At 64.6% G+C, this 12,480-nt stretch carries 9 protein-coding genes and 1 pseudogene; 7 read left to right on the top strand and 3 right to left on the bottom strand.

Going from position 1 to position 12,480, the window contains the following annotated elements; all coding sequences use genetic code 11:
* A pseudogene (locus L632_RS22975) lies at window positions 1–194 on the bottom strand (electron transfer flavoprotein subunit beta/FixA family protein); the annotation flags it as partial.
* Between the two features lie 351 nt (window positions 195–545).
* Here L632_RS22975 and L632_RS0116960 point away from each other — a divergent pair.
* Together L632_RS0116960 and L632_RS0116955 are read left to right on the top strand one after the other, a co-directional pair.
* Entirely contained in the window at window positions 546–1,613 is a 1,068-nt protein-coding gene (locus L632_RS0116960; RefSeq protein ID WP_084648137.1) for an ABC transporter substrate-binding protein, read from the top strand.
* A gap of 262 nt (window positions 1,614–1,875) precedes the next feature.
* The gene (locus L632_RS0116955; protein ID WP_156933684.1) at window positions 1,876–3,063 is read left to right on the top strand and encodes a DcaP family trimeric outer membrane transporter; all 1,188 of its coding nucleotides are present in this window, start codon (window positions 1,876–1,878) and stop codon (window positions 3,061–3,063) included.
* Window positions 3,064–3,146: 83 nt separating this feature from the next.
* Here the strand turns inward: L632_RS0116955 and pcaF are convergent, their stop codons facing one another.
* Both pcaF and L632_RS0116945 read right to left on the bottom strand, forming a co-directional pair.
* The gene (gene pcaF, locus L632_RS0116950) at window positions 3,147–4,349 is read right to left on the bottom strand and encodes a 3-oxoadipyl-CoA thiolase (protein ID WP_028717191.1); all 1,203 of its coding nucleotides are present in this window, start codon (window positions 4,347–4,349) and stop codon (window positions 3,147–3,149) included.
* A 90-nt stretch (window positions 4,350–4,439) separates the two neighbouring features.
* Entirely contained in the window at window positions 4,440–5,606 is a 1,167-nt protein-coding gene (locus L632_RS0116945; RefSeq protein ID WP_028717190.1) for a hypothetical protein, read from the bottom strand.
* 308 nt (window positions 5,607–5,914) lie between these two features.
* On the opposite strand from L632_RS0116945, the gene L632_RS0116940 reads away from it, so the two are divergent.
* The 5 genes from L632_RS0116940 to L632_RS0116920 all read left to right on the top strand — a co-directional run bounded on the left by L632_RS0116940 (window position 5,915) and on the right by L632_RS0116920 (window position 12,446).
* Window positions 5,915–7,534, top strand: a complete 1,620-nt coding sequence (locus L632_RS0116940; RefSeq protein ID WP_028717189.1) for a GMC family oxidoreductase — start codon at window positions 5,915–5,917, stop codon at window positions 7,532–7,534.
* A 68-nt stretch (window positions 7,535–7,602) separates the two neighbouring features.
* Complete coding sequence (locus L632_RS0116935; RefSeq protein ID WP_084648136.1) at window positions 7,603–8,655, top strand: amidohydrolase; 1,053 nt, start codon at window positions 7,603–7,605, stop codon at window positions 8,653–8,655.
* 130 nt (window positions 8,656–8,785) lie between these two features.
* Window positions 8,786–9,952 (top strand): acyl-CoA dehydrogenase family protein, encoded by a 1,167-nt coding sequence (locus tag L632_RS0116930; protein ID WP_028717187.1) that lies wholly within the window; start codon window positions 8,786–8,788, stop codon window positions 9,950–9,952.
* Window positions 9,949–11,454, top strand: a complete 1,506-nt coding sequence (locus L632_RS24025) for a 3-hydroxyacyl-CoA dehydrogenase NAD-binding domain-containing protein (RefSeq protein WP_084648135.1) — start codon at window positions 9,949–9,951, stop codon at window positions 11,452–11,454. The genes L632_RS0116930 and L632_RS24025 overlap by 4 nt, the downstream gene beginning before the upstream one ends.
* Entirely contained in the window at window positions 11,451–12,446 is a 996-nt protein-coding gene (locus L632_RS0116920; protein WP_028717186.1) for an NADPH:quinone oxidoreductase family protein, read from the top strand. The genes L632_RS24025 and L632_RS0116920 overlap by 4 nt, the downstream gene beginning before the upstream one ends.
* The last annotated feature ends 34 nt before the right edge of the window (window positions 12,447–12,480 follow it).

Here is a 12,480-nt window from a genome sequence, read left to right as displayed (position 1 = left end):
ACGCCGATCGAGACCGCGATCACCTCCTCGGCCTGGCCCTTCTCCTTCAGACGGATCGCCTCCTCGACCGCGATCTCGTCGAACGGGTTCATCGACATCTTCACATTCGCCAGATCGACACCAGACCCGTCAGCCTTCACACGGGCCTTCACGTTGTAGTCGATCACGCGCTTCACTGGCACGAGGATTCTCATATATTACCTCACATTCTGGGAATATTCAGTCACTTAGATCTCTGGAAGCTGAGAGGTTCTGTCCATGTCGCTTCCGTGACATCGCTCCAACGATTGAGCATGCGCGTCTGGCGGAAAGAAGTGGACTTGGGATGGATCGCGAGTGCGCCAGCAATGGGTTTGGTTGAAATAAGGCAATGAAGTTCCGTTAGTCCAGCTGTAAATTAAGCGCACACTGGTAAGAATAGCTTACCAACATCCCTGCCAGATAGCGGGAACTTCGCTTTCTGTCGGTGTGGTGAATCAAGATGGAAATCAAAAAACGCAGGGAAATCGCTGCTGGTGGCACATGAATTGCTGAGCAGCTGAGCGATGCGTGATGCCGAACGGGTTGCGAGCCATCGTATACAGAAAAATGGGAGGATGAAATTGACAAGAAGAAAGATAGCGGTGCTTCTGATTGCCACCCTGCTTTCAGGTCCCACGCAGGCGGCAGAACCAAAAGAGCCGGTTCGGATCATTCAATCAACCAGCAGTGCGGCCTTCATGCCTTATCTGATCGGCCTTACCATGGGCTATTTCGACGAGGCGGGCCTTGAGGTGGAAGTGATCCAGACGTCGAGCGGCAGCAAGGTGGCCGCGGCGGTGGCAAGCCGAGCTGCCGATGTCGGTATGACAGCGACCAGCACTTCGCTTTTCCTAAGGAACGAGGGGGTGGATATTGTCCTGCTGGCGCCCATGACGCGGCAATATACCACCGGGGTGGTATTCTCGCAGGACTGGGCAAAGAAACATGGAATCAAAGCCGATAGCCCATATTCGGAAAAGCTTGCAGCGTTAAAAGGAGCCCGACTCGGTACTCCTGGCGGCAGCGCGGGAGAGCACATCTTGCGCTACTTGGCGAATGAGGCCGGCATCAACCCGGACCGAGACCTGACCATCGTGCCCATGGGAAGCGATCTTGGGACCTATCAGGTCGGGTTGGAGCAGGGAGTGCTTGACGGATTCTCTCTTTCCCCGCCTTCACCGGACTTGGCTATCAAGGATCTTGGTGCGGTCTACGCCTTCAATCTTTCGGTAGGCGAGGTGCCTGCCCTAGACAACTTCCTTTATACCGTGGCGATTACCAATGGCGCCTGGGTGCAAGAGAATCCTGACACAGCTAGGAAAGTCGTTGCTGCAATTCGGAAATCTGCCGCCGCAATGCTGGACGATTCCACCTCGGACACGGTTCGGGATCAGGTCCGGCAGGAGTATTTCGAAGGCATTGCTCCTGAGCAGTTCTCCGACATCTGGGAACAGGCCAAATCCTATGTGCCGCAGGACATGCGCATCGAAAATGCGGATGTCGAGAAGGTGCTGAACTTCAGCAATCGCTTTGTCGAGGGCTCCAAGATGGATCCGGAAATCATCGAGGGCAGCTTTTACATTACGGAATGATCTTACACCGGAGTGGGGGAGACCGTTCCGATCTATCCGGACCAGTGGGCTGTCTATGACCGACGAGAAAATCCCCTTGGCAAGGCTGCGTGTGGCCCGGGATTTGCGAAAGCGGGATTGCGCTGCAAGGCGTTCGAAAATTGGGCGAGCGCTCTGGCGCCGTTCATTATTGGATCTTCAAACACTGAATGGGCCGGATGTTTCGTGCATCTAGGATTGAGAGACTTGTGCTTGGAACAGGCAAGTCGAATGGGAGGAAAACATGAGATACATCAAAATGAAGACCGGAACGATCTTGTCGGGCGCCGTGCTTGGCGCGGCGGCTTGGATCGGATTCTCGGGAACGGCTGCCGCGCAGGACTTACGGGCGCTGGAGGCGCGTATTGCGGCGCTTGAGGCCGAGCAGGCGGCAGCTCCTGGAGTAATTGCCAATCCGGGTGTCAAGCTGACATTCTACGGCTTTACCAAGCTGGATGTGATCAGCGACAACAATTATGACCTCGGCAACACCACCGGAGGCATGGCGGGCGTGAACGCAACCAGCCTCAAGGACCGTAGCACCGGGGCCCATGCCTATGAAAGCCGCCTCGGGGTCAAGGGCAGCGTCGACACCGATATCGGTCCGTTGAAGTTCAATATCGAGGGCGATTTCTACGGCGGCGGCGGCGGTACGTTCCGTCTGCGTCATGCTTATGGCGAGGTCGGGCCGCTGCTGGCTGGTCAGACCTGGACGAACTGGGTTCCGGCCGAAGGGGGACCGGGCGCCGTGCAGGATTTCAACGGGCCGGCCGGCGGCAGCTATTACCGCACGCCGCAGGTGCGCTTTACCTATAAGCCCAATGAAAACTGGCGGTTCTCGGCGGCAATCGAAGAGGATGTCGCGCCGGGTAGCGCCTCGAACCTGGCATTGACAGGTTTTGCCGGCTATTCGACCGGGCGCTTGAAACTGGGCATGGGCGTGATGAGCCGCAGTCTGGAAACTGCCGGTAATGATAGCGTGCGCGGCTTGGGCTATGCGATCGGTGCCGATTTCGAAGCTTGGGAAGGTGGCAAGCTGCAGTTGCAGTATCTGGGCGGCAAGGGCATCGCCACAGCGCTGAGTAATTCCGCCTTTGCTGGGCTCGAGGTCGGCGCGGCGGGAAAATATGCTTTCGACATCGACGCTAACGGAGATGCGATCAAGGTCAATACCATGAAGGCCGGCGTGACCCAGAAACTGGGCGAGAAAAGCGATATTTCTGTCGCCTATAGTTTCCAGCGCTATGACGACTATGCCGGCGCGGATGCGTCCTATACCAAGAAGCTGAGCTCGGCCTATCTGACCTATCGCTATTTCCCCACCAAGCCGCTGATGCTGGCGGCGGAAGTTGCATGGGGCGAGCGCGAGCAGTTCGATGGCACCAGTTTTGACAACACGCGCCTGCAAGGCGTGGTGAAATTCACCTTCTGAAACGAAAAGCCCCCGCCTTGCAGCGGAGGCCGATTCGAAGAGACAATGTCCCGGCGGCCCTTGTGGCCGCCGGCTTCTTGTCGTCAGGCCCGTTCCAGCGCGATGGCGATGCCCTGGCCCACGCCGATGCACATGGTCGAAAGCGCACGCTTGCCGCCGCTCAGGCTCAGTTCCAGCGCCGCCGTGCCGGCAATACGCACACCCGACATGCCCAGCGGATGGCCAAGGGCGATGGCACCGCCGTTCGGGTTCACGCGGGCGTCGTCATCGGCAATGCCGAGATCGCGCAACGTGGCAAGGCCCTGGCTGGCAAAGGCCTCGTTCAGTTCGATCACGTCGAAATCCGCCTGCGTCAGCCCCAGCCGCGCCAACAGCTTTTTCGAGGCGGGCGCCGGGCCGATCCCCATCACCCGCGGCGGCACCCCGGCAACCGCGCCGCCCAAGATGCGGGCAATCGGCGTCAGCCCGTATTTCCTTGCCGCCTCGGCCGAGGCCACGATCAGCGCCGCTGCCCCGTCATTCACGCCCGAGGCATTGCCGGCCGTGACCGAACCACCGGCTCGGAAGGGCGTCGGCAGCTTGGCCAGCGCCTCGATGGTGGTGGCGCGCGGGTGCTCGTCCAGCTCGACCAGCTTCGGATCGCCCTTGCGCTGCGGGATAGTCACCGGGGTGATTTCGCGCGCCAGCCGTCCGTTGGCCTGCGCTGCGGCGGCCTTGGTCTGCGAACGCAGCGCGAAGGCATCCTGATCCTGGCGCGAGATGGCGAAGTCCTCGGCGACGTTCTCGGCCGTCTCGGGCATGGAGTCCACGCCGTATTGCGCTTTCATCAGCGGATTCACCAAGCGCCAGCCGATGGTGGTGTCGTGGATCTCGGCATTGCGGCTGAACGCCGACTCGGCCTTGGGCAGCACGAAGGGGGCGCGGGACATCGATTCGACGCCGCCCGCGACGATCAACTCGGCCTCGCCGGCCTTGATGGCGCGGGCGGCCATGATGACCGCATCCATGCCCGAGCCGCAAAGCCGGTTGACCGTGGTGCCGCCGACGCGGACCGGCAGCCCGGCCAGCAGCACCGCCATGCGCGCGACGTTGCGATTGTCCTCGCCGGCCTGGTTGGCGCAGCCATAGATCACGTCGTCCACGGCCTCCCAGTCAAGGCCGGCATTGTGCGCCGCCAGCGCCTTCAGTGGCACGGCGGCAAGATCATCGGCCCGCACGCTGGCAAGCGCGCCGCCGAAGCGGCCAATGGGGGTGCGGATATAGTCGCAGATATAGGCGTCGGTCATTGTCATCCTTTCAAAACGGGTTGCGTCTGACAGCAGAAAGCGGGCCCCGGAGCCAGCTCCGAGACCCGCGCATGTCCTGCGCCGCGAGACTCAGCGGCGTTCCGAGGTGAACACCATCGAGATATGCGAGGACAAAAGCCCGCCCTCGCCATGCACGAAGGCCGCGCCGGCGCCCGGGACCTGGCGCTGGCCGCATTCGCCGCGCAGTTGCCGCACCGCCTCGACGATGCTCATCAGCCCGCCGACGGCGCCGGCATGGGCATGGCTCAGCATGCCGCCATGGGTGTTGATCGGCAGCTTGCCGCCCACGGCCGCATGGCCTTCGGCAAAGAAGGCGCCGCCCTCGCCGCGCGGCACGAAGCCGCATTCCTCCAGCTCGATGATCGGCACGATGCTGAAGCAGTCGTAAAGCATTGCCACGTCCATGTCCTGCGGCCCCAGCCCGGCCATGTCATAGGCGCGGCGGCTGGATTCCTCGGCGCCGAACTCCGTCAGGCTGGGGGCCGAGGTCAGGTGCTCATGCGTGTGGCATTCGCCGATTCCGGCCAGCCAGATCGGCTTGCCGGGCAGGTCGGCCGCGCGCTCGGGCGAGGTGACGATGAAGGCGCCGCCGGCATCGGACAGCAGGCAGCAGTCCAGCATGTGCAGCGGGTCAGAGATCGGCTTCGAGGTCAGCACGTCCTCCAGCGTGATCGGCTTCTTCATATGCGCGTTCGGGTGCATCAGCGCATGGTTGCGGGTGTTGACCGCGACCGCCGCCATCTGCTCGCGCGTGGTGCCGTATTTGTGCATGTAGGCTTGGGCCACCAGCGCATAGAGCGAGGGGATGCCGATGCCATAGGGCGCCTCGAAATAGGGATGGCCCACCGCTGACAGCGCGGAAACCGCCGCGTCGCGGGTCATGCCCGAGGCGCGGTTCTCGCCCGCGCAGACCAGCACGTAATTGGCGGCGCCGCTGTCGATGGCCTGGGCGGCGTGATGCAGCATCGCCGCGGGCGAGCCGCCGCCGACCACGATCGAGGCGTTGTAGGTCGGGCGCATGCCCAGATATTCCGCCAGCACCGAGCCGAGCATGAAATAGGGCTCGGTAAAGGAATAGGCGGTCAGCAACCCGTCGATGTCGGTATGCTTCAGCCCGGCATCCTTGACCGCCCGCATTGCCGCCTGGGCGTTCAGGCCCAGCCCCGACATATGCGGCATCTTGCCGATATCGCTTTCTCCAACGCCGACGATCACGGCACGATTGCGCAGGGACATTTCATCTCCTCAGGTTCTTTTTGGTTGCTCGCGGCGAACGGCAGAGGCACGGCCGCGGTCTTCGGCATCGGTCAAGCAAGGTCCGTGCCAGAGCCGGGCGGGCAGGGCAGGTTCCTGCGGCCCGGGCCCCCACCGACCGCCCGCATCCTGCCCCCACTGCGGACCGGGCAGGCGCGTCTTCGTCGCTGCCGCGCCTCCGTGGCATCGAATTTGCTGAACAGGCACCGATGACAGGAGGCGCAGGAATCAGACGATTGCAGCCGTGCGGATTCCCGTCGAAAAGTTTCGCAGAGACTGGGAGGGTAAACATGAGCGGGACATATGACTTCATAGTCATTGGCTCGGGGTCCGCAGGCGGCGTTGTCGCCGGACGGTTGAGCGAAGGTGGCAAGTATCGTGTCCTGTGCCTCGAGGCAGGCAGCGAGGGCGCGCATTATTTCTGGAGCCTCTCGCCCTCGGGCGGCGGATTCATGGTCGACAATCCCAAGGTGAACTGGCGCTACCAGTCCGAGCCGAACGAGACGCATGGCAACCGCCGCATCTTCGTGCCGCGCGGCAAGATCCTCGGTGGCTCCAGCGCGATCAACGGCACCGTCTACAACCGCGGCCAGCCCATCGACTATGACACCTGGGCCCAGATGGGCTGCCGGGGATGGAGCTATGCCGACGTGCTGCCCTTCTACAAGAAGATGGAAAGCACCAGTCTCGGCAAGGACGAATTCCGCGGCCGCACGGGCCCGATCCATGTCAACCAGGCTGCCAAGGTCTCACCCTTCTTCGATCTGTTCATCCAATCCGCGGTCAAGGCCGGCATCCCGGAAAACCCGGATTACAGCGGCGAGACCCAATATGGCATCGCCATGTCGCAGCAGGCCGTGAAGCGCGGGCTGCGCCACAGCACCGCCACCCAGTATCTGGAGCCCGCGCGCCGCGCCGGCACGCTGACTATCCAGCGCAATGCCGAGGCGACCAGCCTGATCCTGGAGGGAAAGCGCTGCGTCGGCGTGCGCTACACCGTCGACGGCAAGCCGCAGGAGGCGCGTGCCAGCCGCGAGGTCATCGTGTCCTGCGGGGCGGCGAACACGCCCAAGCTGCTGGAACTGTCGGGCATCGGCAATCCCGACATCCTGCGCGAACACGGCATCCAGCCGGTGCATGAGCTGCGCGGCGTGGGCGAGAACCTGCGCGATCATTTCGGCGCGGTGATGAAATGGCGGTTCAATCGCCCCGGCATCTCGCTGACCAGGAAGGGCCGCGGCCTGGGCCTGGCCTTGGAGGTGCTGAAATACGTGCTGTTCCGCAAGGGCCTGCCGTCGCAGGGCATGGCGACGCTGCGGGTGTTCGGCAAGTCTCGGCCCGACGTGGAAAACCCTGATTACATGATGGTCATCGCGCCTTTCCTGACCGAGATGACCCAGGTCGAGGGCCGCAGCCGCAAGATGTCCAAGACCGACGGCTTCTTCATGTATGTTCATCCGATGCGGACGGAAAGCACCGGCTCGGTCCACATCCGCTCGGCCGATCCCGGCGATCCACCCAAGATTGATTTCCGCTTCCTCGAGACCGAGAACGACCGTCAGGTGCTGATCGGCGGCTTCCGCAAGGTGCGCGAGGTGCTAGCCACGCCGCCCCTGTCCGAGACCATCGCCGAGGAAATGATGCCCGGCCCCTCGGTCCGGACCGACGAGGAAATCATCGAGGCGGTGCGCGAGACCGGGCAGATCACCCATCACATGGTCGGCACCTGCCGCATGGGCGTCGATGACATGGCCGTGGTGGACGAGCGGCTGCGGGTGCGCGGCATCGAGGGGCTGCGGGTCGCCGACGCCTCGATCATGCCGACCATCACCTCGGGCAATACCAGCGCCCCCTGCATGATGATCGGCGAGAAATGCGCCGCGATGATTCTCGAGGACACCTGCCCCTAGGCCGGTGTCCTAGCCGCGAACAGGAATACGGGGACCGTCGCGGTCTTCGGCAGCGAAAGGAAAAAGACATGAAACGAGGCATGCCTCCGCATCACTGGGTGGACGTCGAATGGCTGGCGCAGCGGACCGAGGAGGTTCTGGACCCGGATCTGCCCATCGTCGATGCCCATCACCACCTTTGGGACAACGACTATATCCACTACCTCGCCCCGGATTTTCAGCGCGAGATCGAGGAATCGGGCCATAACGTCCGCGGCTCGGTCTTCATCGAGGCGAAGTCGATGTACAATGCCGACGCCGCCGACGCGAACCTGGCCTGCCTGGGCGAGGTGGAATTCGCCAACGGCGTCGGCGCCGCCTATGCCAGCGGCCGCTATGGCCGGCTGCGGATGTGCGCGGGCATCGTCGGCACCGCCAACCTGATGCTGGGCGCCGCCGTCGAGGAGGTGCTGGCCGCCTCGATCGCCCGCGCCCCCGACCGCTATCGCGGCGTCCGCTTCATGACCGCCTGGGACGCCAGCCCCGAGGTGAACACCCTGCGCCAACCGCCTGAGGCGCGGCTGATGGCGCATCCGACCTTCCGCGAGGGGTTTGCCAAGCTGGGGCCGTTGGGCCTGACCTTCGACGCCTGGTGTTATCACCCGCAGCTTCCCGAGCTGATCGACCTGGTGGATGCCTTCCCGGACACGCCGTTCATCATCAACCACATGGCCGGCCGGACCATGAAGGGCCCCTACAAGGCGCGCAAGGACGAGGTGTTCCAGGAATGGACCGCAGCGATGCGCGAGCTGGCGAATCGGCCGAACACCCATATCAAGATCGGCTCGATCGGCATGCGCCACGGCGGCTTCGACTTCATCGACCGCGACCTGCCGCCGACTTCCGAAGAGATGGCCGAAGCCTGGAAGCCGCTGGTCGAGGCCTGCATCGAGCCCTTCGGCCCGTCGCGGGTGATCTTCGAGAGCAACTTCCCGGTGGACAAGGCGGGCGTGTCCTATCGCGCGCTGTGGAATACCTTCAAGCGCATCACCGCCGGCTATTCGGCGGATGAGCGGCGCGACATGTTCGCGGGGACGGCGGTGCGCGCCTATCGGTTGCCTGCCGAGCTGGGCCAGCCCTGATCGGCGCAGCGGGCGGCGATCCCAGGCCGCCCTCCACGCCCCTCCCTTTGGCATGCCACTTGCGTGATGCAGGAAAAGACACGCGGCGCATGGCCTTGCAGCCGTTGCCCGCGGCGCAGAAGGAGAGACCATGAAACTGCTGGAACGGGTCGCGCGCGAGCGGCGCTGGAACGACGAGGAACGTCAGATCCTTTCCCAGGTGCAGCGCGTCGCCGACGAGGTGATCGCCCCCCATGCCGAACATGTCGATGCGACAGGCGAATTTCCCTGGAAGAACGTCGAGGCGCTGAACGCGCTGGGGCTGAACGCGGTCTTCGTGCCCGAGGCCTTCGGCGGCATGCCGATGTCCTACAAGCTGTATCTGGAGATCGTGTCTATCATCTCGGAGGCCTGCGCCTCGACCGGGATCATCTATGCCACCAACTATCACGGCATGAAGCCGCTGATCGACTTCGGCAATGACGAACAGCGCGCCCGCCTGCTGCCCCGCATCGCCGAAGGCGGCCTGGGCGCCCTGGGCATCACCGAACCGACGGCGGGGTCGGACGCGACAGGCATGAAGACCTCGTTCACGCCCGATGGCGACGAGATCATCATCAAGGGCTCGAAGATCTTCATCACCAGCGGCGACGTGGCCGACCTGATTCTGCTGTTCGGCAAATGGTCCGAAATCGAGGATCCGAAAAAGGCCATCTCGGTGCTGATCCTGGAAAAGGGCGCGCCGGGCTTCAGCGTGATCGGCAAGGAGCGCAAGATGGGCCATAACGGCTCGTCCACCTGCGCGCTGTCCTTGGACAATGTGCGGATCCCGCGCGCCAACCTGATCGGCAATCCCGGCGACGGGCTGCGCATCCTGCTCGCCTCGCTGAACAAGTCGCGTCCCTCGGTGGCGGCCCATGCGCGGGGCATCTCGCGGGCGGCGTTCAAGGACATGGTGAACTACGGCAACGACCGGGTGCAGGGCGGCAAGAAGGTGCTGGACTTCCAGGGCAACCAGTTCACCCTGGCCGACCTGGCCTGCGAGCTGCTGATGGTCGAGCGCTGGATCGACTATGTCGCCGATCTGGTCGATGGGGGCGAGACCGATTTCGGCATGGAAGCCTCGGTCGCCAAGCTGCGGGCCACCGACCTTGCCATGAAGATGGCCACCGAATGCGTGCAGTTCCATGGCGGCTACGGCTATTGCCGCGACTATCGGGCCGAACGACTGATGCGCGACGCCAAGATCACCCAGATCTGGGAGGGCACCAACCAGGTGCACCGCCAACTCATCGGACGGAGTTTCATCAGAAAATGACTATCGGCAAAGTGGCAGTGTGCGGCGCGGGCGGCACCATGGGCGCGGGGATCGCGCTGGTTTCGGCGCGGGCGGGTTTCCAAACCGTCTGTTTCGACATGTCGGCCGAGGCGCTGGCCCGGCAACGCAAGGCGGCCGAGAAATTCTTCGGCAAATCGGTCGAGCGCGGCCGGATGACCGCCGAGGAATGCGACGCCGCGCTGGCGCGGCTGGTCGACACCACCGATCTGGCCGCGCTGGCCGATTGCGACCTGGTGATCGAGGCGATCTTCGAGAATCTCGAGGTCAAGCAGGAGTTGTTCGGCAAGTTGAACGGCATCTGCAAGCCGGAAACCATCTTTGCCTCGAACACCTCGACTCTGTCGATCACCCAGATCGCCGGCGGCTGCGGGCGCGAGGATCGGGTGGTCGGCATGCATTTCTGTCTGCCCGCCCAGCTGATGAAGCTGATCGAGATGTCGCGCGGGCTGAACACCTCGGACGAGGCGTTCCGCACCGCCTGGGCCTGGACCGAGGCCGCGGGACAGATCCCCGTCGAGACCCAGGACAAGCCGGGCTTCATACTGAACGCGCTGCTGGTGCCCTTCAACAACGACGTGATCCGCGCCATCGAGGCCGGACTGGCCACGCCCGAGGACATCGACACCGCGATCAAGGTGGGGCTGGGCTACAAGATGGGGCCCTGTTCCCTTTTGGACCTGATTGGGCTCGATACCCAGATCCGGCTGGGCGAGGCCTTCTATCCGATCACGCTAGACAAGCGCGCCTCGGTGCCGCCGCTGTTGCGGCGCATGGTGGCGGCGGGCAAGCTGGGCGACAAGTCGGGGCAGGGCTTCCTGACCGGCGCGCGCCGCGAAAAGGCCAGCGCGGCCCCGGCCTATAGCATTCGCGCGGCGGGCGAGAGCCGATCCTTCCCGGCGGGCGACGCCTTCCTCGACGGCCGCGCCAAGGATGCCGAGGTGGTCGTCCATCTGGGCGGTGGCTATGCGCCGGACCCGGCCAGGACGGCGGTGCTGGTGGAACTCGACACCGAATGCCTGGGCCTGTATGCGGGCGAGGACATGGGCCGCGAGGGCTCGAATGCCGTGGGTTTCGCCCGCTATCGCAACGGCGATGACGCGCCGTCGAACCTGATCGAGCTGGTGCGCCAGCCCAACACCGATCCCAAGGCTATCGAGGCGGCGCGCGCCGTGTTCGAGGCGGCGGGCTTCGACACCGTGCTGTGCAAGGACCAGCCGGGGCGCATCATCGACCGGCTCGTCCGCCCCAAATACAACGACGCGCTGCGTTTCCTGGACGAAGGGCTGGCCTCGGCCGCCGATATCGACCGCACCTGCGCCATGGGTCTCGGCTATCCCGACGGGCCGGTTGAGCGGGTGACGCGCGGCGGGCTGGCGCGGCACCATGACGTGACCGCCGCCATCTATCGCATGACCGGCAACCCGGCCTATGCCCCGGCCCGCGCTGCCGTCGTCGCCAAGGACAGCGAGGCGGCCCGATGAGGGCCATCGTCGTCCGCGAATTCGGCCCGTTCGATCAGGCGCGGCCGGGTGAGCTTGCTGAACCCGTGGCGGGTTCGGGCGAGGTGGTGGTCGATATCGCCGCCAGCGAGGTGAACTTCCCCGACCTGCTGCTGGTCGAGGGCAATTACCAGAAGAAGCCCGCGCTGCCCTTCGCCCCCGGCATGGGCGGGGCGGGGGTTGTTTCGCAGGTCGGCGCGGGGGTGACGGAATGGCAGCCGGGCCAGCGCGTGCTGGTGCTGCCCGATTCCGGCACCCATGCCGAAAAGGTCGCCGCCCCCGCAGGGTTCTGCTTTCCGGTCCCCGACGATGTGCCCTTCGATGTCGCGGCTGTCTTGGGCCTTGCCTATCAGACCGCGCATTTCGCGCTGGTCGAGCAGGGCCGCTTCCGCGCAGGCGAGACGGTGCTGGTGCTGGGTGCCAAGGGCGGCGTCGGCATGGCGGCGGTGCAGCTGGCCAAGGCGCTGGGCGCCGGCAGCGTGATCGCCGCCACGCGCGGCGCCGAGGGGGCCGAGGCCGCGCGCGCCTCCGGTGCCGACCATGTCGTCGATGCCGCCGCGCCCGACCTGCGCGACAGCCTGCGCGATGCGGTCATGGCCGTCACCGGCGGCCGGGGCGCGGATGTGGTGATCGACCCGGTGGGCGGCCCGATCGGCGAGGCGGCGCTGCGGGCAATGGCCTGGCGCGGGCGGCTGGTGGTGGTCGGCTTCGCCTCGGGGCGGGTCCCGGTGTTCAAGGGCAACTACCTGCTGGTCAAGGGCCTGTCGGTCAGCGGCTTCCAATGGACCGACTATCGCGCGCGCCAGCCCGAACGCGTCCGGCAGGTCCAGGCCGAGCTGTTCCGGCTGTGGTCCGAGGGCAGGCTGCGCCCGGAGATCTCGCAACGGCTGCCGCTGGACCGTTTCGCCGAGGCGCTGGCCGATCTGCGCGCCGGACGGGTGCGCGGCAAGATCGTCCTCTCCGTCCGCGATTGACCTTGCCCTTGCGGAGTGGCTCCCTCCGTCCCGA

Origin of the sequence: Paracoccus sp. J39, assembly GCF_000518925.1 — a bacterium.
In the GTDB taxonomy this organism is placed as follows: domain Bacteria; phylum Pseudomonadota; class Alphaproteobacteria; order Rhodobacterales; family Rhodobacteraceae; genus Paracoccus.
The sequence above is the reverse complement of the archived record's forward strand: the minus strand, read 5'-3'. Positions and strand labels throughout refer to the sequence as shown.